General features: G+C 68.6%; 24 protein-coding genes and 1 tRNA gene. 23 read left to right on the top strand and 2 right to left on the bottom strand.

The features are described 5' to 3' along the window. The first annotated feature begins 2 nt into the window (after nucleotides 1-2). From hisB to ACK8HH_RS10845, 17 genes are all read left to right on the top strand, one after another. Complete coding sequence (hisB, locus tag ACK8HH_RS10925; protein ID WP_006895376.1) at nucleotides 3-647, top strand: imidazoleglycerol-phosphate dehydratase HisB; 645 nt, start codon at nucleotides 3-5, stop codon at nucleotides 645-647. Beyond that, complete coding sequence (hisH, locus tag ACK8HH_RS10920; RefSeq protein ID WP_006895377.1) at nucleotides 644-1,285, top strand: imidazole glycerol phosphate synthase subunit HisH; 642 nt, start codon at nucleotides 644-646, stop codon at nucleotides 1,283-1,285. The genes hisB and hisH overlap by 4 nt, the downstream gene beginning before the upstream one ends. Then, on the top strand, nucleotides 1,286-1,561 hold the full coding sequence (locus ACK8HH_RS10915; protein ID WP_006895378.1) for a hypothetical protein: 276 nt from the start codon (nucleotides 1,286-1,288) through the stop codon (nucleotides 1,559-1,561). 144 nt (nucleotides 1,562-1,705) lie between these two features. After that, entirely contained in the window at nucleotides 1,706-2,455 is a 750-nt protein-coding gene (gene priA / locus ACK8HH_RS10910) for a bifunctional 1-(5-phosphoribosyl)-5-((5-phosphoribosylamino)methylideneamino)imidazole-4-carboxamide isomerase/phosphoribosylanthranilate isomerase PriA (RefSeq protein ID WP_006895379.1), read from the top strand. Between the two features lie 7 nt (nucleotides 2,456-2,462). Beyond that, complete coding sequence (locus ACK8HH_RS10905; RefSeq protein WP_006895380.1) at nucleotides 2,463-3,335, top strand: inositol monophosphatase family protein; 873 nt, start codon at nucleotides 2,463-2,465, stop codon at nucleotides 3,333-3,335. Beyond that, nucleotides 3,332-4,105, top strand: a complete 774-nt coding sequence (gene hisF, locus ACK8HH_RS10900) for an imidazole glycerol phosphate synthase subunit HisF (RefSeq protein WP_006895381.1) — start codon at nucleotides 3,332-3,334, stop codon at nucleotides 4,103-4,105. Before ACK8HH_RS10905 ends, hisF begins: the two co-directional genes overlap by 4 nt. A gap of 40 nt (nucleotides 4,106-4,145) precedes the next feature. Then, a complete protein-coding gene (gene hisI / locus ACK8HH_RS10895; RefSeq protein WP_006895382.1) occupies nucleotides 4,146-4,526 on the top strand; it encodes a phosphoribosyl-AMP cyclohydrolase in 381 nt (126 codons plus the stop codon). A gap of 4 nt (nucleotides 4,527-4,530) precedes the next feature. Next, nucleotides 4,531-4,710, top strand: coding sequence for a tautomerase family protein (locus ACK8HH_RS10890; protein ID WP_006895384.1), 180 nt, complete (start codon nucleotides 4,531-4,533; stop codon nucleotides 4,708-4,710). Between the two features lie 8 nt (nucleotides 4,711-4,718). Next, complete coding sequence (locus ACK8HH_RS10885) at nucleotides 4,719-6,281, top strand: anthranilate synthase component I (protein WP_085950740.1); 1,563 nt, start codon at nucleotides 4,719-4,721, stop codon at nucleotides 6,279-6,281. Then, nucleotides 6,278-7,009, top strand: coding sequence for a TIGR02234 family membrane protein (locus tag ACK8HH_RS10880; protein WP_006895387.1), 732 nt, complete (start codon nucleotides 6,278-6,280; stop codon nucleotides 7,007-7,009). Before ACK8HH_RS10885 ends, ACK8HH_RS10880 begins: the two co-directional genes overlap by 4 nt. 116 nt (nucleotides 7,010-7,125) lie before the next feature. Beyond that, nucleotides 7,126-7,944 (top strand): indole-3-glycerol phosphate synthase TrpC, encoded by an 819-nt coding sequence (trpC, locus tag ACK8HH_RS10875; protein WP_006895389.1) that lies wholly within the window; start codon nucleotides 7,126-7,128, stop codon nucleotides 7,942-7,944. A 138-nt stretch (nucleotides 7,945-8,082) separates the two neighbouring features. Further along, nucleotides 8,083-9,390, top strand: coding sequence for a tryptophan synthase subunit beta (gene trpB / locus ACK8HH_RS10870; RefSeq protein WP_260868701.1), 1,308 nt, complete (start codon nucleotides 8,083-8,085; stop codon nucleotides 9,388-9,390). Continuing rightward, nucleotides 9,387-10,190 carry a tryptophan synthase subunit alpha gene (gene trpA / locus ACK8HH_RS10865; protein WP_006895391.1) on the top strand — a complete coding sequence of 268 codons (804 nt, stop codon included), beginning with the start codon at nucleotides 9,387-9,389 and terminating at the stop codon, nucleotides 10,188-10,190. The genes trpB and trpA overlap by 4 nt, the downstream gene beginning before the upstream one ends. Nucleotides 10,191-10,268: 78 nt before the next feature. Further along, a complete protein-coding gene (gene lgt / locus ACK8HH_RS10860) occupies nucleotides 10,269-11,888 on the top strand; it encodes a prolipoprotein diacylglyceryl transferase (RefSeq protein ID WP_006895392.1) in 1,620 nt (539 codons plus the stop codon). 68 nt (nucleotides 11,889-11,956) lie between these two features. Then, nucleotides 11,957-13,390 (top strand): pyruvate kinase, encoded by a 1,434-nt coding sequence (gene pyk, locus ACK8HH_RS10855; RefSeq protein WP_006895393.1) that lies wholly within the window; start codon nucleotides 11,957-11,959, stop codon nucleotides 13,388-13,390. Nucleotides 13,391-13,469: 79 nt separating this feature from the next. Further along, entirely contained in the window at nucleotides 13,470-14,369 is a 900-nt protein-coding gene (locus ACK8HH_RS10850) for an acyl-CoA thioesterase (protein ID WP_006895394.1), read from the top strand. 9 nt (nucleotides 14,370-14,378) lie between these two features. Continuing rightward, on the top strand, nucleotides 14,379-14,882 hold the full coding sequence (locus ACK8HH_RS10845; protein ID WP_006895397.1) for a hypothetical protein: 504 nt from the start codon (nucleotides 14,379-14,381) through the stop codon (nucleotides 14,880-14,882). Here the strand turns inward: ACK8HH_RS10845 and ACK8HH_RS10840 are convergent. Continuing rightward, nucleotides 14,857-15,597 (bottom strand): copper homeostasis protein CutC, encoded by a 741-nt coding sequence (locus tag ACK8HH_RS10840; protein ID WP_006895399.1) that lies wholly within the window; start codon nucleotides 15,595-15,597, stop codon nucleotides 14,857-14,859. The genes ACK8HH_RS10845 and ACK8HH_RS10840 overlap by 26 nt on opposite strands. A 7-nt stretch (nucleotides 15,598-15,604) precedes the next feature. Further along, entirely contained in the window at nucleotides 15,605-17,653 is a 2,049-nt protein-coding gene (locus ACK8HH_RS10835; protein ID WP_006895401.1) for a CocE/NonD family hydrolase, read from the bottom strand. A gap of 203 nt (nucleotides 17,654-17,856) precedes the next feature. Between ACK8HH_RS10835 and ACK8HH_RS10830 the strand changes: the two genes are divergently transcribed. The 6 genes from ACK8HH_RS10830 (at nucleotide 17,857) to ACK8HH_RS10805 (ending at nucleotide 24,590) form a co-directional block, all read left to right on the top strand. After that, nucleotides 17,857-17,938, top strand: a tRNA-Leu gene (locus tag ACK8HH_RS10830). 59 nt (nucleotides 17,939-17,997) lie between these two features. After that, nucleotides 17,998-18,609, top strand: a complete 612-nt coding sequence (locus tag ACK8HH_RS10825) for an ANTAR domain-containing response regulator (protein ID WP_006895403.1) — start codon at nucleotides 17,998-18,000, stop codon at nucleotides 18,607-18,609. 121 nt (nucleotides 18,610-18,730) lie between these two features. Next, a complete protein-coding gene (gene polA, locus ACK8HH_RS10820) occupies nucleotides 18,731-21,424 on the top strand; it encodes a DNA polymerase I (RefSeq protein ID WP_412475732.1) in 2,694 nt (897 codons plus the stop codon). Nucleotides 21,425-21,578: 154 nt separating this feature from the next. Then, nucleotides 21,579-22,643, top strand: a complete 1,065-nt coding sequence (locus ACK8HH_RS10815) for an isocitrate/isopropylmalate dehydrogenase family protein (protein ID WP_062367738.1) — start codon at nucleotides 21,579-21,581, stop codon at nucleotides 22,641-22,643. Nucleotides 22,644-22,738: 95 nt separating this feature from the next. Further along, the gene (locus ACK8HH_RS10810) at nucleotides 22,739-23,641 is read left to right on the top strand and encodes an ABC transporter substrate-binding protein (RefSeq protein WP_045536784.1); all 903 of its coding nucleotides are present in this window, start codon (nucleotides 22,739-22,741) and stop codon (nucleotides 23,639-23,641) included. A 4-nt stretch (nucleotides 23,642-23,645) separates the two neighbouring features. Continuing rightward, the gene (locus ACK8HH_RS10805) at nucleotides 23,646-24,590 is read left to right on the top strand and encodes an amino acid ABC transporter permease (protein WP_006895408.1); all 945 of its coding nucleotides are present in this window, start codon (nucleotides 23,646-23,648) and stop codon (nucleotides 24,588-24,590) included. The last annotated feature ends 11 nt before the right edge of the window (nucleotides 24,591-24,601 follow it).

Genomic DNA, 24,601 nt, shown 5'->3' with positions numbered 1-24,601 from the left:
CAGTGACAACAGCGCAGCACGAACCCCGGATCGCCCGCGTCGAGCGCACCACGCGCGAGTCGTCGATCACCGTCGAGATCAACCTCGACGGCACCGGCAGGACCGACATCGACACCTCGGTGCCGTTCTTCGACCACATGCTCACCGCGTTCGGTGCGCATGGCAGCTTCGACCTCACCGTGCACGCGAAGGGCGACATCGAGATCGAGGCGCACCACACGGTGGAGGACACCTGCATCGTGCTGGGACAGGCCATCGGGCAGGCTCTCGGCGACAAGAGGGGCATCCGCCGGTTCGGCGACGCCTGGATCCCGATGGATGAGACGCTCGCCCAGGCCATCGTGGACGTCTCGGGCCGACCGTACTGCGTGCACACCGGCGAACCCGATCACATGCTGACCGCCGTGATCGGCGGCTATTCCGGCGGCGACAAGCCGGTCGTGTCGTACGCGACCGTCCTCAACCGTCATGCGTTCGAATCGATCGCGCTCAACGCCCGCATTGCCCTGCACGTCCGCGTGCTGTACGGCCGCGACCAGCACCACATCACCGAGGCCGAGTTCAAGGCCGTCGCGCGAGCACTGCGCGAGGCCGTCGAACCGGATCCGCGGACCTCGGGCATCCCGTCGACGAAGGGCGCCCTGTGAGTTCACCGCGCGTCGCGCTCCTCGACTACGGTTCGGGCAACCTGCGCTCGGCGCAGCGAGCGCTGGAGCGAGCCGGAGCGCAGGTCGAGATCACGTCCGACTTCGAGACCGCGATCGGTGCCGACGGACTGGTGGTGCCCGGCGTCGGTGCGTTCGCGGCCTGCATGGCCGGGTTGAAGGCGGTCCGGGGCGATCGGATCATCGGACGCCGGCTGGCGGGCGGGCGGCCGGTGCTCGGAATCTGCGTGGGGATGCAGATCCTGTTCAGTCACGGCGTCGAGTTCGGCGTCGACACGCAGGGCTGCGGCGAGTGGCCGGGTTCGGTGACCAGACTGCCGGCGGAGGTGCTCCCGCACATGGGCTGGAACACCGTCGACGCACCGGACGACTCGGTGCTCTTCGACGGTATCGACGACGACGCACGCTTCTACTTCGTTCACTCCTACGCCGCGCAGACGTGGGAGATGGATTCGGCGGGTTCGCCGATACAGACGCCGAAACTCACCTGGTCCGAGCACGGTGGACGGTTCCTGTCCGCGGTCGAGAACGGTCCGCTCTCGGCCACGCAGTTCCATCCCGAGAAGTCCGGTGACGTCGGCGCCGAGCTGCTGCGGAACTGGATCGGGGGGATCGCGTAAGTGAAAGAGACAAGCGAAGCGGCACAGCAGTTCTCGTTCGCGAGACTGGTGTTCTATTCGCTCGGTGCGGGCGTGCTGGTGCTCGCGGTGATGCTGCCGATCGTGCTGTCGCTGGCGCGACCGTACCCGACCGCCGCGCTGTGCGTCGCCCTCGCCGCCATCGTGCTGATGGTGGTCGCGATCGCCCTCGTCTCGCGCCGGATGCTGGCCGGCGTGCAGCGGGAGATCGATGCCCGCCGGGCGGAATTGGAACGCAGGCGAACACAGGAGAAGTGACCGGCTCCGGCGGCACCGGACGGTGGACGCTCGCGCCCGGACACCCGCGACACGGCGCCTCCACAGCACCCCCACAAACATGTCGACCCCGCGACACGACAACGTGCGGCCGGCACCGTACACACCGAAAGCGAAACTGAACTGATGGGCATCCTCGAACTCCTCCCGGCCGTCGACGTGGTCGACGGTCAGGCGGTTCGCCTGGTCAAGGGCGAGGCCGGATCGGAGACCTCCTACGGCTCACCGCGCGACGCTGCGCTGGCCTGGCAGCGGGACGGCGCCCAGTGGCTGCATCTCGTAGATCTCGACGCGGCGTTCGGCCGCGGCGACAACCGTGAGCTGCTCGCCCAGGTGGCCGCCGCAGTGGACGTGAAGGTGGAGCTGTCCGGCGGCATCCGCGACGACGCCTCGCTCGCCGCCGCGCTGGCGACCGGGTGCACGCGGGTCAATCTCGGCACCGCCGCCATCGAGAACCCCGCCTGGTGCGCACGCGCGATCGCCGAGTACGGAGACAAGATCGCCGTGGGACTCGACGTGACGCGCAACGGCTCCTCGTACACGGTGCGCGGCCGCGGCTGGGTCACCGAGGGCGGCGACCTGTGGGAGACCCTGGAGCGCCTGAACAACGACGGTTGTGCGCGGTACGTCGTCACCGACGTCAGCAAGGACGGCACGCTGAGCGGACCCAATCTGGAACTGCTGGAACAGGTGGCCCGCGCCACCGACTCGCCCGTCGTGGCCTCGGGCGGCATCTCGCAGATCGACGACCTGCTCGCGATCGCCGAGCTGACCGCGCTGGGCGTGGAGGGCGCCATCGTTGGCAAGGCCCTGTACGCGGGCCGCTTCACACTGCGCGAGGCGCTCGACGCCGTCGCGGGCGCCGGGAGCCGGTGAACCGGCCGTGACCGATGCCGTCGACGCACGCGACTACCCGCAGCTGCTGGCTGCCGGGGAATCGGTGCTCGACGAGGTCACCGGGCTGTTCGTCGACGGGCTGGGCTCGCCGGGCACGCACGCGAAGGGCCGTGGCGACTTCGCCACCGACGTCGATCTCGCGCTGGAGCGCAGCATCGCCGAGAAGCTCGAGCGACGGACGGGCATCGAGGTCCACGGCGAGGAGTTCGGCGGCCCGGCCCCCGACGACGGCGCGATGTGGATTCTCGATCCGATCGACGGGACCTTCAACTATTCGGTGGGGATGCCGATCGCCGCGATGCTGCTGGCGCTCGCCGTCGACGGTGTGCCGGTGCTCGGGCTCACCCGACTCCCGCTGGTCGGCCAGCGCTTCGCCGGTCATATCGGCGGTCCGCTGATCATCGACGGGGAGGCGGCCGAGCCCGTGCCCGACAGCCCGCTGGAATCGGCCGTCATCGGCTTCGGGTCGTTCAACGCGCGAGCGCGCGGCGAGGTCCCGGGCGCCGGGCGCGCTGAGTTGCAGCGCCGCCTCAGCTACCGTGCCGGCCGGCTGCGGATGACCGGCTCCACCGGCACCGACATCGCGTATGCGGCGGCCGGCGTGTTCGGCGGCGCGGTGTCGTTCAGCGCGAAGGCGTGGGACAACGCGGCCGGCGCGGCGCTGATGCGCGCCGCGGGAGGCGTCGTGACCGACCTCGCGGGCGACCCGTGGACCGTCCAGTCCACGTCGCTCGTCGCGGGCAATCGCCTGCTTCATGGACAATTGCTCGAGGTGATCGGCGAGGCGATGCCGGATCAGTTCGCCGACCGGGACCTCGGCAGTCGAGAACGAACCAACAGCAAGGAGACTCACCCGTGAGCGTGGCAGTCCGCGTCATCCCGTGTCTGGACGTCGACGACGGGCGAGTGGTGAAGGGCGTCAATTTCGAGAATCTGCGTGATGCCGGGGACCCGGTGGAACTCGCGGAGCGCTACGACGCCGAGGGCGCCGACGAGTTGACCTTCCTCGACGTCACGGCGTCCAGTGCGGGCCGCGGCACCATGCTCGACGTGGTGCGGCGCACCGCCGACGCGATCTTCATCCCGCTGACCGTCGGCGGCGGCATCCGCACCGTCGACGACGTCGACACCATGCTGCGCGCGGGCGCCGACAAGGTGAGCGTCAACACGGCCGCCATCGCACGGCCCGACGTGCTGAGCGAGATGAGCCGGAGGTTCGGTTCTCAGTGCATCGTGCTGTCGGTGGACGCGCGGACGGTGCCCGAGGGCGGCGAGGCGACGCCGTCTGGTTGGGAGGTCACCACTCACGGCGGTCGCCGGGGCACCGGCATCGACGCCGTCGAATGGGCTCGCCGCGGGCAGGAACTCGGCGTCGGTGAGATCCTGCTGAACTCGATGGACGCCGACGGCACCAAGGCCGGATTCGACATCGCGATGATCCGGGCCGTGCGCGACGCGGTCACCATCCCCATCATCGCCAGCGGCGGTGCGGGCGAGGTCGCCGACTTCGCACCGGCTGTCGAAGCCGGCGCGGACGCCGTTCTGGCCGCTTCGGTGTTCCATTTCGGCGACATGACGATCGGCGAAGTCAAGGACGCGATGCGCGCCGAGCACATCGTGGTGCGCTGAGACCGTCACCGGCCGCACACGTTCGAGAAGAGGGAGAATCATGGCGCTGCCCGCAGAGCTCGCAGCCACGTTGAAGCGAAACGACGACGGTCTGTTCGCCGCGATCGCGCAGGAACGGTCCACCGGCATCGTCTTGATGATGGCCTGGATGGACGACGAAGCCCTGGAGCGGACGCTCGCGACCCGCAAGGCCACCTACTACTCGCGGTCCCGCGGGGAGTACTGGGTCAAGGGCGAGACCAGCGGGCACACCCAGTACGTCCACGACATCCGGATCGACTGCGACGGCGACACCCTGCTGCTGACCGTCGACCAGACGGGTGCGGCCTGCCATACCGGCAATCACAGTTGCTTCGACACCGAGCCGCTGGAGTTCGGGGTGCCTGCCGAACCCGCGCGAACCGACGACCAGGAACGGTGACGCGATGCCGCTGATTCAGATATCCCAGACGCCGGGTCTCTCCGACCGCGTGAAGCGCGAGACGATCGCCGCGGTCACCGAGGCGTACGCCAAAGCGACGGGCAAGAATCCCGACTCGGTGTGGGTGACGATCACCGAAGTGCCGCGCCAGCACTGGGGCGTCGGCGGAGAGCCGCTGGGGTGACGGGCACGATGAGCACCGCAGACAACTCCGCGAGCACGACCCCGCTCGCCACCTTCCTCGATCTGGCGCGCGACCACCGAGTGGTCCCGGTGACCCGCAAGGTCCTCGCCGACTCCGAGACACCGCTGTCGGCGTTCCGGAAGCTGGCAGCCGAGCCGGGGGCCGGCGGCGGTCTCCGCGAAGGCACCTTCCTGCTCGAATCCGCGCCGAACGGCGCCTCGTGGTCGCGCTGGTCGTTCATCGGCGCGGGCACCCGTTCGGCCCTGACCGTCGCCGACGGGCAGGCGCACTGGTGGGGCGACGTCCCCGCGGGAGCTCCGGTGGGCGGCGATCCGGTTGCGGCGCTCGACGAGTCGTTGCGGCTGCTGCAGACCGATCCGCTCGACGGGATGCCGCCGCTGACCGGCGGCTTCGTCGGCTTCATGGCCTACGACTTCGTGCGCCGCCTGGAGCGGCTTCCGGAACAGACGGTCGACGACCTGCGGCTCCCCGACATGTTCTGGCTGCTGGTGGCCGATCTCGCCGCCTTCGACCACCACGAGGGCACGATCACCCTGATCGCGAACGCCGTGAACTGGGACGGCAGCGACGAGCGCGCCGAAGAGGCCTACCACGACGCCGTCGCGCGGCTGGATGCGATGACCCGGGCGCTGGCCGCCCCGGCTCCCTCCACCGTCTCGACCTTCGACAGGCCCGCGCCCGACTACCGCTCGCAGCGCACGCTGGACGACTACCGCGAGATCGTCGAGGGTCTGGTCGGACAGATCGAGGCGGGTGAGGCGTTCCAGGTGGTGCCGTCGATGCGCTTCGAGATCGACACCGACGCCGATCCGCTCGACGTGTACCGCGTCCTGCGCGCGTCGAATCCGAGCCCGTACATGTACCTGCTTCGGATGCCGGGCGTCGACCGGGAGCCGTTCACGATCGTCGGATCCTCGCCCGAGGCACTGGTCACCGTCACCGATCGGGTGGCCACCACACACCCGATCGCGGGCACGCGCTGGCGCGGTGCCACCGAGGCGGAGGACCAGTTGCTCGCGAAGGGCCTGCTCGAGGACGAGAAGGAGAACTCCGAGCATCTGATGCTGGTCGACCTGGGCCGCAACGATCTGGGCCGGGTATGCGAGCCGGGCACTGTCCGCGTCACGGACTACCGCCGAGTGGAGCGCTACAGCCACGTGATGCACCTGGTGTCCACGGTCTCCGGAACTCTTCGCGACGACAAGCAGGCGCTCGATGCGGTGACCGCCTGCTTCCCGGCGGGAACCCTCACCGGGGCACCGAAGGTCCGGGCGATGGAATTGATCGAGGCCAACGAGATCACCCGCCGCGGACTGTACGGGGGCGTCGTCGGATATCTCGATTTCGCAGGCAACGCCGACACCGCGATCGCGATCCGGACGGCACTGATGTCCGGCCGCACTGCCTACGTCCAGGCCGGCGGCGGAGTCGTCGCCGACAGCGACGCCAAGTACGAGTTCAACGAGGCGCGCAACAAGGCGTCGGCGGTGCTCGCCGCAGTAGCCGCCGCCGGCACCATGCGCCCGGTGGCGGGGGAGGAGACCCCATGAGCAATCCGCAGACCCCCGAGCAGCAGACCCCCGAGGAGCCGGCCACGGCTGCGCGGCCCGTCAACCGGCGGTGGCAGGCGATCGCCTCGGTGCTGATCCTGCTGGCCGCACTCGGCCTCTGGGCTGCGTCCCGGATGCAGTGGGCCACGATCCTCGTGGCACCGGATCTGGGACCGGCCCGCGAGTTCACGGTGCACGGCTCGGACTGGAGTCCGTGGCTCACACCGGTGGCGATCGCGATGGCCGCCGCCGTCATCGCGCAGTTCGCGTTGCGCGGCTGGGCCCTGCGCATCGTCGCGATCCTGGTGGCGATCGGCGGCGGCGTCGCCGTCATTCCGGCCATCTCCCTGCTCACCGAGGGCGAGGACAATCTCTACATCGTGCAGATGGTCGACGTCCCGGCGCGAGCCGTGGTGGACGGCATTCCCACCGAGTCCACCCCCGGGTACCTGGTGATCGCCTCGGCGATCTGTGCGGTGCTCGGCGCGGTTGCGATGGCCCGAACGGCCAACCAGGGCGGCATGTCGTCGAAGTACTCGGCGCCCGCCGCCCGCCGCGACGAACTCGAACGGCAGATCTTCACCGAGCGCGAGCGGGCCGCGGCAGCGGGCGAACCAGCCGCTCCCGCGCCCAACGAGCGATTGCTGTGGGACTCGCTCGACGAGGGGATCGACCCCACCGACGACCCGGCGGATCACTCCGCCGACGACGCCGGTCCCACCCGCTGAGGACCGGCGGTCGCGGGCCTGTTCGCGACGTGGATCACGGGTGAAGCGACCCCAGCCTCCCGGTCTCCCGCGGTGGTGCTTACTCTTGATGCACGCAGTGAAAGGGGCCGATAGTCGTGAGCAACCAGTCAGTGCTCGATTCGATCATCGAGGGAGTCAAGGCTGACGTCGCCGCGCGCGAATCGGTCCTCGATCTCGCCGCAGTCAAGAAGGCCGCGGCAGCGGCGCCGGCGCCGCGAGATGCGATGGCGGCGCTGAGTCAGACCGATATCGCGGTCATCGCCGAAGTGAAGCGGTCGAGTCCCTCCAAGGGCCGGCTCGCGAACATCCCCGACCCGGCCGATCTGGCGAAGGCGTACGAGGACGGCGGCGCTCGCATCGTCAGCGTCCTCACCGAGGAACGCCGCTTCGGCGGGTCGCTCGCCGACCTCGACGCGGTGCGTGCGGCGATCGACATCCCGATCCTCCGCAAGGACTTCATCGTCGGGCCGTATCAGATCCACGAGGCGCGCGCACACGGAGCGGACGTCATCCTGCTGATCGTCGCCGCCTTGGAGCAGCAGGTCCTCGCCTCGCTCCTCGACCGCACGGAGTCGCTGGGCATGACGGCCCTCGTCGAGGTGCACACCGAGGAGGAGGCCGACCGCGCGCTGGAGGCCGGGGCCAAGGTCGTCGGCGTCAACGCCCGCAACCTGAAGACTCTGGAAGTGGACCGCGACTGCTTCGCGCGCATCGCCCCCGGGCTCCCGTCGAGCACCATCAAGGTGGCCGAGTCCGGCGTGCGCGGGCCCGCGGACCTGCTGGCTTACGCAGGGGCCGGCGCTGACGCGATCCTGGTCGGCGAAGGCGTCGTGACCAGTGGCGATCCGCGGCTCGCGGTGGCCGACCTGGTGACGGCGGGCTCGCACCCGTCGTGCCCCAAACCGTCGCGCTGACGGCCGGCGAACAGCACTGACGACCCCGCCCCCGCTGTTCTCGGCGGGGCTCGGGGCGAGCGGTAAATCCAGTTGCCGCCGGGATCGAACGATGAGGATACTGAAGACGTGACAGACAATCCCGAAGCCGCCCAGCGCATGTCGACTGGCACGGCGTTCCCCAAGGCCAGCGACGGCGTCTCCGACGTCCACCCGATCGGCCCCGACGATCGAGGCCACTGGGGCGACTTCGGCGGACGCCACGTCCCCGAGGCGCTGATGGCGGTGATCGAGGAGGTCACCGCGACCTACGAGAAGCTGCGCGTCGACACCGACTTCCTCAACGAACTCGACCGGCTGCAACGCGACTACACCGGTCGTCCGTCACCGCTGTACGAGGCCGAGCGGCTGCGTGAGGACGCGGGCGGCGCACGTCTGTTCCTCAAGCGGGAGGATCTGAACCACACCGGCTCGCACAAGATCAACAACGTCCTCGGCCAGGCGCTCCTGGCGAAGAAGATGGGCAAGACCCGCGTCATCGCCGAGACCGGCGCCGGCCAGCACGGAGTGGCGACAGCGACGGCCTGCGCCCTGCTCGGCCTGGAATGCCTGGTCTACATGGGACGCGTCGACACCGAGCGGCAGGGACTCAACGTCGCCCGCATGCGTCTTCTCGGCGCCACCGTGGTCGCCGTCGAGACCGGTTCGGCGACGCTGAAGGACGCGATCAACGAGGCCTTGCGCGACTGGGTGACCAATGCCGACACCACGTACTACTGCTTCGGCACGGCCGCCGGCCCGCATCCGTTCCCGATGATCGTCCGCGACCTCCAGCGGATCATCGGCCTGGAGTCGCGGGTGCAGATCCTTGAGAAGATCGGGCGCCTGCCCGACGCGGTCACCGCCTGCGTCGGCGGTGGATCGAACGCGATCGGCATGTTCCATCCGTTCATCGACGACGAGGGCGTCCGCATGGTCGGATTCGAGGCCGGCGGCGACGGCGTCGAGACCGGACGGCACGCCGCGACCTTCGCGGGCGGATCTCCCGGCGCCTTCCAGGGCGCCTACTCGTACCTCCTGCAGGACGAGGACGGGCAGACCATCGAGTCCCACTCCATCTCGGCGGGACTCGACTACCCCGGCGTCGGTCCGGAGCACGCGCATCTGCAGCAGATCGGACGGGCCGAGTACCGGCCGATCAACGACGATGAGGCCATGGAGGCGCTCGCACTGCTCTCGCGCAAAGAGGGCATCATCCCGGCCATCGAGTCTGCCCACGCCGTCGCCGGTGCTCTCCGCCTCGGCCGGGAACTCGGTGAAGGCGCGGTCATCATCGTGAGCCTCTCGGGCCGCGGCGACAAGGACGTGGAGACAGCGGCCCGCTGGTTCGATCTCTTCGAGAAGCCGCCGTCGGAGACCGAGTACGCCGCCCGCCTCGCCGCAGCCGCAAAGGAGAACGCTCGATGAGCAAGCCCGCCCCCGACTCCCGGCTGGGAGCCACGTTCGCGGCGTGCAAGGCGGACAACCGTCCGGCGCTGATCGGCTACACGCCGGTCGGCTACCCGACCGTGGCCGACTCGTTGACGACGTTGCGGACCATGGTCGAGGCCGGATGCGACATCGTGGAGATCGGCATCCCGTACTCCGACCCGGTCATGGACGGCCCGACCGTCGCGCAGGCGGCACAGAAGGCACTGGAGAACGGCTGCCGTGTCCGCGACGTCTTCGCCGCCGCCGAGACCGTCGCCTCGGCCGGCGCACAGCCCGTGGTCATGACCTACTGGAACCTGGTCCTCAAGTACGGCGTCGACGCCTTCGCCCGCGATCTCGCCGCTGCGGGCGGCGTCGGACTGATCACGCCGAACCTCATCCCCGACGAGGGGGCCGAATGGCACGCGGCGTCGGACGCACACGATCTCGACCGGATCTACCTGGTGGCGCCGTCGTCCACTCCCGAGCGTCTGGCGATGACGCTCGACAACTGCCGCGGCTTCGTCTACGCGGCCTCGACCATGGGCGTCACCGGCGCACGCGACACGGTCTCCAATGCGGCGCCCGAACTGTGCGCGCGGGTCCGCGAGTACTCCGACATCCCGATCGGTGTCGGACTCGGCGTCCGCGACGGCGATCAGGCAGCGGAGATCGGGGCCTACGCCGACGGCGTGATCGTCGGCTCGGCCATCGTCGCGGCCGTGGAGAAGGGCCAGGACGCCGTCGCCGCAGTGGTGTCGGATCTGGCCGCGGGCGTCCGCCGCGCCCGAAGCTGACCGACTCGGAGCGCGTCCACGGGCGTCGAGCCCAGGCGGTCACAGACGGTGAGACGGTTGCACGATACTGTGGCACCCGTGACTGACGGAACCGTCCTCGCTTACATTCCGAGCCCGCCGCAGGGGGTGTGGTACCTCGGCCCCGTGCCGATCCGCGCTTACGCCCTGTTCATCATCGTCGGCATCGTCGTCGCGGTCTGGTGGGGCAGTCGCCGCTGGCGGGCCCGCGGCGGTCAGCCCGGTGAGGTGGTCGACGTCGCACTGTGGGCGGTGCCCTTCGGGCTGATCGGCGGCCGGCTGTATCACGTGCTCACCGACTGGAGCACGTATTTCGGCGCCGGAGGAAAAGGCCTCGGTGCGGTCTTCCGCATCTGGGACGGCGGCCTCGGCATCTGGGGCGCGGTCGCGCTCGGCGCTGTCGGTGCATGGCTCGGAGCCCGGACCATGGGTATCAGGCTTCCGCCGTTCGGGGACGCGATCGCGCCGGCGATCCTGCTCGCGCAGGCCATCGGCCGGCTCGGCAACTACTTCAACCAGGAACTGTTCGGTCGGCCCACCACCGTGCCGTGGGGCCTGGAGATCTACGACCGCTCCGACTCCAGCGGAGTGATCTCGTACAAGCTGATCGACGGCGTCTCCACCGGGAACGTGTACGCGGTGGTGCACCCGACCTTCCTGTACGAACTCCTGTGGAATGTCTTCTTCGTGGTCGTGCTGGTGCTCGTCGACCGGCGGTTCCGCATCGGGCACGGCCGGCTCTTCGCGCTGTACGTCGCGGGCTACTGCGTCGGCCGGTTCGTCGTCGAGCTGATGCGCGACGACTACGCCACGCACATCTTCGGCGTCCGCGTGAACGTCTTCACCGCGGCGATCGTGTTCCTGTGCGCGGCCCTCTACTTCGTCATGGCGCCCAAGGGCCGCGAGCAGGGTCTGTCGATGTACTGGCCGCGCAAGGCGGAGGAACTCGCGGCCGAGGGCGCCGTCGGATACGTGCCGCCCGAGATGGACGACGAGGCGGCCGACGAGGATCGGGCGGTCTACGACGACGAGACGCTCCATGACGAGGCCGTCGACGACGAGACGCTCTATGACGATCAGGCGGTCTACGAGGACGAGGTGGTCGACGAGGGCCCGGCGGACTATGACGCCGAGGCCGGGACTCACGACGAGGCCGCATCGGAGGTTCCGGAGGCCGCTGAACCGGAGTTCGAGGTGGCGGCCACCTCCGACGCTCTCTTCGCTCCGGAGGCGGACTCCGCGGAGGCTGCTGTCGGCGCGGACGAGACCGATGAGACCGAGACCGATGCCGCCGAGACCGGTGCCGCCGAGACCGATGAGACCGATGCCGCCGGGTCCCAGCCGGAGGGCACGGTGGTCCCGGGCGTCGAACCGTCGATCGCCGAATCGACTGTGGAGCAGGGGTACACGATCGTTCCCGCGGACGACGAGGAGCTCTCGCGCATCACGATCATCGAGCAGAATCCGGGCGGTTCGGCGGGGTCCATCGAGATCCGCCGCAGTGACGACGCACCCGAGCCCGACGCACCCGAGGCCCGCGGGGTCACTGAGGCCCCCGAGGCGCCCGAAGAGGTCGATCAGACCGCCGATGACACAGCCGACGAGACCGTCGAGACCGACGGGGAACGACCGGCCGAAGGCGACGAACGGAGCGGTCCCGACACCTCGAAGGACAAGTGAGTCGGTCGTCACCGGTGTCCGGCTGAGACCGAGGCGACACGCTGTGGCGCGACCGCTAGCCTTAAGGGGTGACTCGTCGAACAAAAATCGTCTGTACCCTCGGCCCCGCCACCAATACCCTCGAACGCATCACCGAACTCCTCGAGTGCGGCATGGATGTCGCCCGACTGAACTTCAGCCACGGCGCGCACGCCGACCACCGCAGCGTCTACGACAACGTTCGCGGAGCGAGCCTCGCCACCGGTAAGCCCGTCGGCATCCTGGCGGATCTGCAGGGCCCCAAGATCCGGCTCGGCAAGTTCGCCGACAACGGCCGGCCCAACGGCGCCGTGGACTGGAACGACGGCGAGCAGGTGCGGATCACCGTCGACGACGTGATCGGCGACCACGATCGGGTGTCGACCACGTACTCCCAGCTCGCCCAGGACGCCGAGCCGGGAGACCGTCTGCTGGTGGACGACGGGAAGGTCGGCCTGGTGGTCGACCGGGTCGACGGGAACGACGTCGTGTGCACCGTCACCGAGGGCGGCACCGTCAGTAACAACAAGGGCCTGTCGATGCCGGGCATGAAGATCTCGGTGCCCGCCCTGTCGGAGAAGGACATCGCCGATCTGGAGTTCGCCCTGGAACTCGGCGTCGACCTGATCGCCCTGTCCTTCGTGCGCAGCCCCGCTGACATCGAGTTGGTGCGCGAGGTCATGGACCGCGTCGGCCGTCGCGTTCCAGTGGTCGCCAAGCTGGAGAAGCCCGAAGCCATCGAGAACCTCGAGGCCGTGGTGCTGGCGTTCGACGCGATCATGGTCGCCCGCGGCGACCTGGGCGTCGAGATGCCGCTGGAGGAGGTGCCTCTGGTGCAGAAGCGGGCCATCCAGATGGCGCGTGAGAACGCGAAGCCGGTGATCGTCGCGACGCAGATGCTCGACTCGATGATCGAGAACTCCCGGCCCACGCGTGCCGAGGCCTCGGATGTGGCCAATGCCGTGCTGGACGGCGCGGACGCCGTGATGCTTTCCGGCGAGACCTCGGTCGGCAAGTACCCCTTCGAGACGGTGCGCACCATGAGCCGCATCGTGTCGGCGGTCGAGGGCGGCACGCGCGACGTCCCGCCGCTCAAGCACGTCCCGCGCACCCGCCGCGGCATCGTCACCTACGCGGCTCGCGACATCGCGGAGCGACTCAACGCCACCGCCATCATCGCTTTCACCGAGTCGGGTGACACCGTTCGCCGGGTGGCGCGACTGCACTCGCGAGTTCCGCTGATCGCGTTCACCGCGACCGAGGCCACGCACAATCAGATGGCGGTCAGCTGGGGCGTCGACTCGTACCTCGTGCCGCGGATGCAGCACACCGACGACATGATCGACCAGGTCGACGACGTCCTCACCGAGAACGGGCGGCTCAAGAAGGGCGACACGGTCGTCATCATCGCCGGAGCTCCGGCTTCGGTGATCGGGTCGACCAACTTCGTCCACGTTCATCGCATCGGCGAGCAGGACCACTGATCCGCGACCAGCGGTGCGGCGCCGCCCGTCGAGTCGACGGGGCGGCGGGCGGCCCGCATCGCTGGCATAGGGTTGTGGCATGACCAACCCGAACACCGACGCTGCGGCGACGACGTCCGCCGATCTGGCCGAGCTGCTCGAACTCCTCGATCTGGAGCGCGTCGACGACGACCTGTTCATCGGGCAGCACGGCGATCAAGTGATGGCCCGCACCTTCGGCGGGCAGTTGCTCGGGCAGGGCGTGGTGGCGGCCGGCCGGACCCTGGTGAAGGGTGCGCCGCCGGTCCACGCACTGCATGCGCACTTCATCCGCGGTGGCGACGTCACCGAGCCGATCGAGTATCACGTCGACCGTTACCGCGACGGACGGGCCTTCGCGAACCGGCAGGTGACTGCCAAGCAGGGTGACGAGGTGGTCTTCACGATGCTGGTGGCCTTCCAGGACAACTCCGCGGGCCTCGCGCACGCCGTGGAGATCCCCGAAGTGCCGTATCCGGAGGAGTTGCCGCCGCTCGACGAGCATTTCAAGGGGTACGAAGAGACCATCGAGGCGTTCGTGAACGCACTGCACCCGGTGGACATCCGGTTCGCCAACGATCCGGCCTGGGTGATGAAGGGGACCGGCGAGAAGCTGACCCACAACCGCGCCTGGATGAAGGCCGACGGTGTGCTGCCGGACGATCCGCTCATGCATGTCGCGACGATGGCGTACTCGTCGGACACCACGGTCCTCGACTCGATCATCACCACCCACGGACTGTCGTGGGGACACGACCGGCTGTTCGCGGCGACCGTCAACCATTCGATGTGGTTCCATCACGACTTCCGGTTCGACGAGTGGATGCTGTACGCGACGGAGTCCCCGGTCGCGGCCGGCTCGCGCGGGCTGGGCTCGGGCCGATTCTTCAAGCGCGACGGCACGCTCGCGACCTCTGTGGTGCAGGAGGCGCTCATCAAGTACTTCCCGCCGCGCGACTGAGGCCCGAGAATGACTGAGAGCATCCCGAATCCGGAGCCCGCCCTTCCGTCCGGCGGGCAGGCTCCGTCCGAATTGCGCTTCTTCCTGCCTCCGGGCCCGCCGCTGTCGCCCAAACGGTGGCAGCGCCGATGGAAGATCGGCATCCGCGTGGGCAGCGCCGTCGCCGCAGTGGTGCTGATCGCTTTCGCCGCACTCGCCATCGGCTCGGGCGTGGTGTCGAGTTCGCGCTACACCGCCACCGGTGGCGTCGAGGTGGACTGCACCACGCGGAACATGCCGCGGCTCCCCGCCGTGGGCTTCGGCTCCCTCGTGCAGATCTTCGATGCTCAGTCGGGCGAACGCTACGGCCAGTCGACGCTTGACCGATTCCGCGCCCTCCCGAGCGGTATCTGCCTTGCCGGATTCGAGATCCGCGACGTCCGGGTCGCCTCGCTCTACACGGTCGAGATCGGGAGGCTGTACCGCACTCTCGTGTCGGAGGAGGCACTCAAGGACGGTGCGCTGCTCTCGTAGCCGCTCGCACCAGACCGGCGTCGGTCATCTCCAGATCCGACGCGGCACCTCCACCCGGGCCGGCGACGCCCCGATCCCGCACCGAGCGTTTCGCGGACAGGTGCACCGCGTGCACGCCGGTGCCCCGGATGGCAGGGATGGCCTCCGCCGTGACGCCCCCGCCCGCCATCACTTCGACACCGGTGTCGGCGGCCACGAGCGCACGCAGCACATCGAGTCCGTCGCCGGCGCGAGCAGCACCTCCCGAGGTGAGGACGCGATCGACGCCGAGACCGGCGAGCACGGTGAGGGCCGCGATCGGATCGGCGGCGGCGTCGATGGCGCGGTGGAAAGTCACGTCGATGCGCCGGCCGGCCCGCTGCTCGGCGTCACGCGCCGCCGCGAGGAGTCGTCCGGTCGCGCCGGCGTCGACCGTCCCGTCGGCGTGCAGCGCGCCGATCACGACGCCTCGCGCACCGAGCCGGACGGCTGCGGCCACGTCGGCCGCGAGGACATCGACTTCGGCGTCCGAGTAGACGAATCCTCCCGGCCGGGTGCGGATCAGGGCGTGCACGTCGATCCCGACCGCACACACCGCGTCGAGAAGTCCCGCGGACGGCGTCAGTCCGCCGGTGACTCCAAGCGCCGCGCACAGTTCGACGCGATCGGCGCCGTTCGCCCGTGCCGTCGCGGCGCCCTCGGCATCCTGCACCGCGATCTCCACTGCCGGCCGCACGGCGAGCTCAGCCGAGGGGACGCGAGAGCGGGACGTTGACCCAGCTGGGCTTCGCCGGATCGATCTCGATGTACTGCGGCCGCAGCTGCGACGACCACAGACCCGGACCGAGCGGCAGCGACTTCGGGAAGTTGAGCGAGTAGAGGTCCACCCGCAGTCGATCTCCGGGCTTCAGCGCGGCCTGCGTCGCCGACATCGGGATGTCGACGTCGAGGATCTGGCCCGGCCGGACCTTGGCGTAGTGGTCGAGCGAGAGGTACAGGACCGGGTCGGTGAGGTCTCCGTTCGGTGCGTATCCGCTTCGGCTCGGGTCCACCGCGCGCAACGACACCATCAGCTGTCCCATGGACACCACGCGTGACCGGCCGTCGGGGGAGACGACGTTGAGCGTCGCGTGCCAGTAGCCGTCGGGCGCGTTCAGCCGTTGCCGCAGATGGACGACGGGGGTGCCGCTGATCCGGGTCAGAGCGGTCGCGGGCCGGCCGGTGAAGGTCTGCGCCGCCGTCTCCGAGAGCCGGGTGTCGTTGCCGCAGAAGTCGAACAGTGCGGTCACGCCGGCGGTCGACTGAGCGGAGTCGCGGTCGCAGAGTGTCGAGAGTCCGGGCTTGACCTCGCGCGTGGCGCGCTTCGCGGGCCTGCTCGCACTGAGTGACCCGTCGCCTGCGACCGGTGTGTTCACCGAATGCGACGGTGTGCCGCGCAGGTATTGGCGCTGGTACGTGTGTCCGGGCAGCGGGAACGACGGGCCCTGCAGGAACCCGCCGTTCGGTTCCGACGCCAAGGTGGCCTGGGGGTACCGGTCGATGCCGTTGTCGATGCCCTTGAGCCACTTGTCGTACCAGGCTCGCGCGAGGACGTCGAGGCGCGGTGGGTATCCGGGCCGGCCGAAGTTCGAACTCGACGTCACGTGGTAGCCGTCGTCCATGATGAGCTTCTTCTTCGCATCCGGCAGTTGCGAGAGGCCCCGGAGCATCCGGGATTCGGAGTTGGTGAACAGGTCGTTCCACCCGCCGATCGTGAAGGAGGGCGTCGTGATCGCGCCGACATCCGTGTACAGCGAGTCGCGCCGAGCTGTACCGGCCGTCATCATGCTGCGCGTCTGGGGGCTGAAGCCGTTGACGTCACGCGTCACGAGCGCGTCGATCAGCAGGTCGAAGTACGTCAGCGGGTCCTTGACGCGGTCGGCGAGCCACTTCCAGTCGAAGGTTCCGTTCAGCATCGAGGCGATGTTGGGAATCATCTTGGTCCCGTTCACGATCGCCAGCCAGAAGCTCAGGAATCCGACGCCCAGACCGCCGCCGGGCGCGATGATGTCACGCACCAGATCCGCACCGGGGACGACGGGGAAGATCGCGCCCAGCTTGCCCGGCGCGTCGGCGGCGGCCTGCAACTGGTTGATCCCCGAGTACGAGACCCCGGCCATGCCGGTCTTCCCGTTCGACCATCGCTGCTTGGACGCCCAGTCCAGCACCTCGACGGTGTCGCGGCGCTCGCGATCGCCGAAGACCTGCCAGGTGCCCTGCGAGAAGCCGGTGCCGCGCACGTCTACGACGAGCATGTTGTAGCCGCTCTTGATGAGCTTGGGATCGTACGAGAAGGTCTGGATCAGGCCGCCGCGCAGCGCGCCGACCAGTTCGTTGTATCCCGACAGCACCGTGCCCTGGAGATTGATCCCGTTCAGCAGGTCGATCAGCTGCGGGGCCAGGACCGGATAGTTCGTCACCTCGCTCGCGAGCGCCGACACCATCTTGGTGTAGGGCGTCATGTTGACGATGGTCGGCAGCTTCTCTCGCACCGGCGCGCCGGACCGGTCCGTGGGACGGATCAGGTTGCCCCGCAGCACCGTCCCGTCCGACATGCGGATCGGCACGTCCGGGGTCACCCGGTACCCCGAGTACTTCTGGGGGCCGTCCTGCGTGCGTGTCCATCGGGCGCCGAGCGTCCCGAAGACCGCGGCGTCCGACGGGCCGGTGCCTGTCGGCAGCGCCACCAGCGGCAGGGCGATGAGCAGTGCGAGGGCAGCGGTCACGATCCGGCCGCGTAGCGATGACTTCACCTGGTGTTTCCTCCCCGAGCAAGCAGAGTCGAACCGGACACGCCTTCATCGTTCTGTGACCTGACTCTCAGGTAACAATAAGTCGGAGGTGAAGGAAAGGGAAGAGTCGTGTGGGGCGCGTCGCCCGCCACCGCGCCGCGGCATGGGGCGGATGCGCGATCCGGACCAGAGCATGAGTACACTTGCATCTCGCACCACCACCGGCCCCGGTGGCGAAATTGGCAGACGCGCCGCACTCAAAATGCGGTCTCTAACGAGGTGCCGGTTCGAGTCCGGCCCGGGGCACGTATGGATTCTGCGTTCGGCGCAGATGCGTGACCGCCGTCAGCGATCGGAGCGAAGCGATGAACGACCCCGACAAGCCGGCGAGCAGAGTCGTTGTCGCCGAGGATGATTCGCTGATCCGCATGGATCTGATCGAGATGCTGCGCGACGAGGGATACGACGTCGTCGGGGAGGCCCCGAACGGTCAGGTCGCCGTCGATCTGGCCGAGCAGCTCCGTCCCGACGTCGTCATCATGGATGTGAAGATGCCGGTCCGCGACGGCATCGACGCGGCCAGCGAGATCGCGCGCAAGAGGATCGCACCCGTCGTCATGCTGACGGCGTTCAGCCAGCGTGAGTTCGTCGAACGTGCCCGCGACGCCGGCGCGATGGCGTACCTGGTCAAGCCGTTCAACCAGGCCGACCTCGTCCCCGCGATCGAGGTGGCGCTCAGCCGGTATCGTGAGCTCAAGGTGCTCGAGGCTGAGATCGCCGACATGTCAGGCCGTTTCGAGGCCCGGAAACTCATCGAGCGGGCGAAGGGTCTGCTCATGGACAAGCAGGGAATGACCGAGCCGGAGGCCTTCCGCTGGATTCAGCGGAACGCGATGGACAAGCGCGCCACGATGAAGGCGGTCGCCGAGATCGTGGTCGACACGCTCGGCGACGGGACCGACCAGCCGCGGTCGTAGCGGGCTGCCGCGACTGTCCGACCCACGCCCTAGACTCGTCTGCGTGAGTGCAGCGCAGACAACGAACAAGTCGGGTGCGGGGACCAGAGCCGCGGGCAAGGCGGGCGGCAGGCCGACGCTGATGCTTCTGGACGGTCACTCGCTGGCCTACCGGGCGTTCTTCGCGTTGCCCGCCGAGAACTTCAAGACGAACACCGGCCAGAGCACCAACGCGGTCTACGGCTTCACGTCGATGCTGATCAATCTGCTGCGCGACGAGGAGCCGAGCCACATCGCCGCCGCGTTCGACGTCTCCCGGCAGACCTTCCGGTCGGAGATGTTCCCCGAGTACAAGGCGCAGCGGAGTTCGTCGCCCGACGAATTCCGGGGCCAGGTCGACCTCACCAAGGACGTCCTCGACGCGATGGGCATCCCGGTGATGGCGATCGAGGGGTACGAGGCCGACGACATCATCGCCACGCTCGCGACGGCCGCCGACCGCCAGGGGTACCGGGTCCTCGTCGTCACCGGCGACCGCGACTCACTGCAGCTGGTCAACGAGAACATCACCGTGCTGTATCCGAAGCGCGGGGTGTCGGAGCTCACCCGTTTCACCCCCGAAGAGGTGGAGAAGAAGTACGGCCTCACGCCGTCGCAGTATCCGGACTTCGCCGCGCTCCGAGGCGACCCCAGCGACAACCTCCCGGGCATCCCGGGGGTCGGGGAGAAGACGGCGGCCAAATGGATCCGCGAATACGGCTCGTTCGAGGAACTGGTGAACCGGGCCGATGAGGTGCGGGGCAAGGTGGGTGATTCACTGCGCGCCAATCTGGCCGGCGTCATCATGAACCGCAGGCTGACCGAACTGGTCCGCGACATGGAGTTGCCCGCCGGCCCCGACGACCTGGCCCTGCACGGTTGGGACAGGGACCGGATCCACCGGCTCTTCGACGATCTCGAGTTCAAGGTCTTGCGCGACCGGCTGTTCTCCACCCTGACCTCGGTGGAGCCCGAGGCGGAGTCGGGCTTCGACCTGCGCGGGAAGCGACTGGGCTCGGGTGAGGTGGCCGGGTGGCTGGTCGAGCACACCGCGTCGGGGCGCAGCGGACTCGCGGTGACCGGTCGGCGCGCGGTGGTCGGCAGCGACGTCGAGTCGCTCGCTATCGCCGGGTCCGACGGAGAGGCCGCGTTCATCGATCCCACCTCGCTGAGTGTGGACGACGATGCGGCGCTGGCGGATTGGCTGGCCGACGAGACCCGGCCCAAGGCCGTGCACGAGGTGAAGTGGGCCCTGCACGCGCTCCGCGGACGCGGGTGGACGCTGGCCGGAGTCACCTCCGACACCGCTCTCGCCGCGTATCTGGTGCGGCCGGGACAGCGGACCTTCAACCTCGACGACCTCGTGCTCCGGTACCTGCGACGGGAGCTCAAGGCGGACGACGCCCAGACCGACGACGGTCAGCTCTCGCTGCTCGACGACGACGCCGACGCGCAGCGCGCGGCAGATCAACTGATGCTGTCGGCCCAGGCTGTCGCCGAACTCGCCGACACGCTGGACACGGAACTGGAGCGGATCGAGGGCTCGGCGCTGCTGCGAGAGATGGAACTTCCGCTCGCGTTCGTTCTCGCCGAACTGGAGTGCGCGGGCATCGCCGTCGACGTCGAACACCTGGACGCGCTCGAGCGCGGGTTCGCGCAGCGGGTGCGCGACGCGGCCGAGGCGGCGTACGAGGTGATCGGCGAGCAGGTGAACCTCGGGTCGCCCAAACAGCTGCAGGCGATCCTCTTCGACAAGCTCGACATGCCGAAGACGAAGAAGACCAAGACCGGCTACACCACCGACGCGGACGCTCTCACGTCGTTGTACGAGAAGACCGAGCATCCGTTCCTGAAGCATCTGCTCGAGCATCGCGACGCCACCCGGCTGCGGGTGACGGTGGAGGGCCTCCAGAAGACCGTCGCGGACGATCAGCGCATCCACACCACGTTCAATCAGACCGTGGCGGCGACGGGTCGGCTGTCCTCGACGGACCCGAACCTGCAGAACATCCCGGTGCGCACCGATGCGGGCCGCCAGATCCGGCATGCCTTCGTGGTGGCGCCGGGCCCGGTGCCGATCGGGGCCGCGCCCGTGGAGTTCGAGAGCCTGATGACGGCCGATTACTCGCAGATCGAGATGCGGATCATGGCGCACCTCTCGGAGGACGAGGGACTGATCGAGGCCTTCAACACCGGTGAGGACCTGCACAACTTCGTCGGTTCGCGTGCCTTCGGGGTTCCGGTGGACCAGGTGGACCCGCAGATGCGTTCACGGGTCAAGGCGATGTCGTACGGCCTGGCCTACGGGTTGTCGGCATACGGTCTGGCCGCTCAGCTCGGGATCAGCCGCGAAGAGGCGAAGCAGCAGATGGAGCAGTACTTCGATCGCTTCGGCGGCGTCCGCGACTATCTTCACCGCGTCGTCGAGGAGGCGCGCCGGAACGAGTACACGGCCACCCTGTTCGGCCGGCGCCGGTATCTGCCCGACCTCAACTCCGACAACTTCCAGCGTCGTCAGGCCGCCGAGCGGATGGCGCTCAACGCCCCCATTCAGGGCACCGCCGCCGACATCATCAAGGTGGCGATGATCAACGTGCAGAACCGGTTGCGGGCCGAGAAGCTGTCGTCGCGGATGCTGCTGCAGGTGCACGACGAACTGGTGATCGAGGTAGCCCGGGGCGAGCGGGAGACGGTGGAGGCGGTGGTCCGCGCCGAGATGGGCGGAGCGATCAAGCTCTCGGTTCCACTGGAGGTCTCGGTCGGCTACGGCCGGAGTTGGGACGACGCCGCGCACTGACCCGAACAGGGTTGTCGAGTAAGCGCAGGAGCGAAGCGACGGAGCGCATCGAGACGAACACCAGCCGCGGTGACTCCGCGACAACGTGGCGACGGTCAGCCGAAGTATGGGACCTTCTCTTACAGAGACAGTCCCGATGAACAGGAACCCGCGAATGACAGACACGCTCCGCCTCGCAGTCCTCGAGGGCGACGGAATCGGACCCGAGGTGGTCCCGGTGGCCGTGGACGTCGCGACCCGGGCCCTCGCGGCACAGGGGCTGACGGTGGAGACCACCGCGCTGCCGTTCGGTGCCGCCGCCGTCGAGTCCGACGGCGCGCCCGTGCCCGCGAGCACGCTCGACGCGCTGGAGAAGTTCGATCTCTGGGTGGTCGGACCGCATGACAGCGCCTCGTACCCGGCCGAAGTGCGGTATCCGCCGCCGGGCGCGGTGTTGCGCAAGCAGTTCGGTCTGTACGCGAACCTGCGGCCCGCCCGGGCTGTCTCCGGTGTGACGGCGACCGCGCCCGACATCGATGTCCTGGTGGTCCGGGAGAACAGCGAGGGACTGTACGCGGACCGGAACATGACGATCGGCAGCGGCGAGTTCATGCCGACGCCGGACGTCGCGCTCGCGGTGGGCGTGGTCACCCGCGCGGCGTCCGAACGCATCGCGGTCGAGGCTTTCGAAGCGGCACGGCGGCGGCGCGGGCACGTCACCGTGGTGCACAAGGCCAACGTGCTGCGACTGACGACGGGACTGTTCCGGGACGAATGCCTCGCGGTCGCCGAGCGTTACCCGGACGTCCGGGTGGACGAGCAGCACGTCGACGCGATGGCGGCGCTGCTGGTGCGTCGCCCGGCTGACTTCGATGTGATCGTCACCGAGAACCTGTTCGGCGACATCCTGTCGGACCTGGCGGCTGAACTATCCGGTTCCCTCGGCCTGGCCCCGTCGATCAACGCCTCGGACACGCGCGCCATGGCGCAGGCGGTGCACGGCGCCGCACCGGACATCGCCGGCCGCGGCATCGCCGATCCGGTCGCCATGATCGGTTCGGGCGCCATGCTGCTGCGCTGGCATGCTGCGCGTTCGGGCGACAGCCGACTGTCGGCAGCGGCCGATGCGATCGACGGCGCGGTGGCCCATGTGCTCGGTGAGGGGATCGCCACGGCCGACCTGGGCGGCGGTGCGTCGACCTCGGAGTTCGGGGCGGCGGTCGCGGCGCAGGTCGGCTGAATCTCGCCCCGGTCGGCCGCGGCGGCCGGCGAACCCGTCATACTCATAGACTCCGGGGGATCACACCGATCCCCGGTCACGACGGAGAGGTGCCGATGCGAGTGCGATCGCTGCGCGTGCGGGTGCTGGCCGGTGTGGCGGCCGCGGCGCTCGCAGTTCCCGTGCTGTCGGGCTGCGTGGTCGACGAGTCGGCGCTCGACACCAAGCCGATAACGGTGAAGGTGGAGAAGCAGCCCGAGATCGCCGCGATGCTGCCCGCGAGCATTCGAGAATCCGGAGTGCTGCGTGTGGGTACCAACCCGCCGTACCAGCCGAACGAGTTCAAGGACCGAGAAGGTCACATCATCGGATTCGACGTCGACCTGATGAACGCCGTGGCCGGCGTCCTCGGGCTGCGGGCCGAGTACAGCGAGTCCGACTTCGACAAGATCATCCCCGCGATGCAGGGCGGCACGTTCGATCTGGGGATGTCGTCGTTCACCGACTCGCTGGAGAGGCAGAAGGAGGTCGACTTCGTCGACTACTTCAGCGCCGGAATCAAATGGGCGCAGAAGGTGGGCAGGGGGATCGACCCGGACAACGCCTGCGGCCTCCGCGTCGGAGTGCAGAGCACCACGGTCGAAGACACCGATGAGGTCCCCGCCAAGAGCGCCGCATGCGAGAAGGCGGGCAAGGACCCGATCATCAAAGTCAAGTTCGAAACCCAGGATCAGGTGGTGAACGCCTTGCTCCTGGGCCAGATCGACGCGTTCTCGGCCGATTCTCCGGTGACCGCGTACGCGATCAAGAAGACCGACGGTCAGCTCGAGGAAGTGGGGCCGCTGTACGACGCGGCGCCGTACGGGTGGCCGATCGTCAAGGGCTCTGCGCTCGGACCCGCTCTGCAGGCAGCCCTGCAGTACCTCATCGACAACGGTCAGTACGAGAAGATCGCCACACATTGGGGAGTGGAAGCAGGAATGATTCAGCGATCCGAGATCAACGGAGCGAAGGGCTGAACCGATGACGGCAAGTGACATCCGGGCCGGCGACACGGCGGAGACCCCCGCACCGATCAAGGCCGTCCCCCTCCGGCATCCCGGACAGTGGATCGCCGCTGTGATCATTCTCGGGCTGGTCGGGCTCTTCGTGTACGGCGCGGCCACCAATCCCGCGTACCACTGGTCCACCTACGGCAAGTACCTGTTCGAAGAACGCATCCTGTCGGGTGTCGGATACACGCTGGCGCTGACCGTCCTCGCGATGATCATCGGGGTGATCCTCGGCGTGATCCTGGCGGTGATGCGGATGTCACAGAACAAGGTGCTCAGTTCCGCGGCCTGGGTGTACCTGTGGGTATTCCGTGGCACTCCGATCTTCGTTCAGCTGGTCCTGTGGGGGCTCGTCGGTTCGCTCTACAAGACCGTCCGGGTCGGCATACCCTTCGGCCCGACCGCGTTCGAAATCGACATCCAGGCCTTCAGCCTCAAGTACGTCTTCCTGATCGCCGTGATCGGGCTCGCCCTCAATGAGGCCGCGTATATGGCGGAGATCGTCCGCGCCGGCATCTCCTCCGTGGGCGAAGGACAGATGGAGGCGTCGGTGGCGCTGGGCATGTCGTGGTGGCAGACGATGCGGCGAATCGTGCTGCCACAGGCGATGCGGGTGATCATCCCGCCCACCGGCAACGAGGTCATCAGCATGCTCAAGACCACCAGCCTCGTGGCCGCGGTGCCTTTCAGCCTCGAACTGTACGGCCGCCAACGGGATATCTCGGGCGTCAACTTCCAGCCGATCCCGATGCTGCTCGTGGCGTCGACGTGGTATCTGGTCGTCACCTCGGTGCTGATGATCGGGCAGCACTTCGTCGAGAAGCACTACGAGAAGGGTGCCTCGCGCGAGCTGTCGGAGGGCCAGCTGCAGGCGCTCGCCGCCGCCAACAAGACGGTCGTGGAGGAGGGCAAGTGACGGACACCGGT

Source organism: Gordonia sp. LUNF6, from assembly GCF_047041125.1.
GTDB classification, from domain to species: domain Bacteria; phylum Actinomycetota; class Actinomycetes; order Mycobacteriales; family Mycobacteriaceae; genus Gordonia; species Gordonia sihwensis.
Note: the sequence above shows the minus strand (reverse complement) of the source record. Positions and strands in the feature narration are given on the sequence as shown.

What these genes read in the sequence shown, in the direction of transcription:
- trpB (WP_260868701.1), top strand. Translation starts at nt 8,083, where the DNA reads ATGTCGACTGGCACGGCGTTCCCCAAGGCCAGCGACGGCGTCTCCGAC.
- priA (WP_006895379.1), top strand. Translation starts at nt 1,706, where the DNA reads ATGGGCATCCTCGAACTCCTCCCGGCCGTCGACGTGGTCGACGGTCAG.
- ACK8HH_RS10890 (WP_006895384.1), top strand. Translation starts at nt 4,531, where the DNA reads ATGCCGCTGATTCAGATATCCCAGACGCCGGGTCTCTCCGACCGCGTG.
- trpA (WP_006895391.1), top strand. Translation starts at nt 9,387, where the DNA reads ATGAGCAAGCCCGCCCCCGACTCCCGGCTGGGAGCCACGTTCGCGGCG.
- polA (WP_412475732.1), top strand. Translation starts at nt 18,731, where the DNA reads ATGCTTCTGGACGGTCACTCGCTGGCCTACCGGGCGTTCTTCGCGTTG.
- ACK8HH_RS10805 (WP_006895408.1), top strand. Translation starts at nt 23,646, where the DNA reads ATGACGGCAAGTGACATCCGGGCCGGCGACACGGCGGAGACCCCCGCA.
- ACK8HH_RS10845 (WP_006895397.1), top strand. Translation starts at nt 14,379, where the DNA reads ATGACTGAGAGCATCCCGAATCCGGAGCCCGCCCTTCCGTCCGGCGGG.
- ACK8HH_RS10810 (WP_045536784.1), top strand. Translation starts at nt 22,739, where the DNA reads ATGCGAGTGCGATCGCTGCGCGTGCGGGTGCTGGCCGGTGTGGCGGCC.
- ACK8HH_RS10825 (WP_006895403.1), top strand. Translation starts at nt 17,998, where the DNA reads ATGAACGACCCCGACAAGCCGGCGAGCAGAGTCGTTGTCGCCGAGGAT.
- ACK8HH_RS10885 (WP_085950740.1), top strand. Translation starts at nt 4,719, where the DNA reads ATGAGCACCGCAGACAACTCCGCGAGCACGACCCCGCTCGCCACCTTC.
- ACK8HH_RS10815 (WP_062367738.1), top strand. Translation starts at nt 21,579, where the DNA reads ATGACAGACACGCTCCGCCTCGCAGTCCTCGAGGGCGACGGAATCGGA.
- ACK8HH_RS10880 (WP_006895387.1), top strand. Translation starts at nt 6,278, where the DNA reads ATGAGCAATCCGCAGACCCCCGAGCAGCAGACCCCCGAGGAGCCGGCC.
- ACK8HH_RS10850 (WP_006895394.1), top strand. Translation starts at nt 13,470, where the DNA reads ATGACCAACCCGAACACCGACGCTGCGGCGACGACGTCCGCCGATCTG.
- hisI (WP_006895382.1), top strand. Translation starts at nt 4,146, where the DNA reads ATGGCGCTGCCCGCAGAGCTCGCAGCCACGTTGAAGCGAAACGACGAC.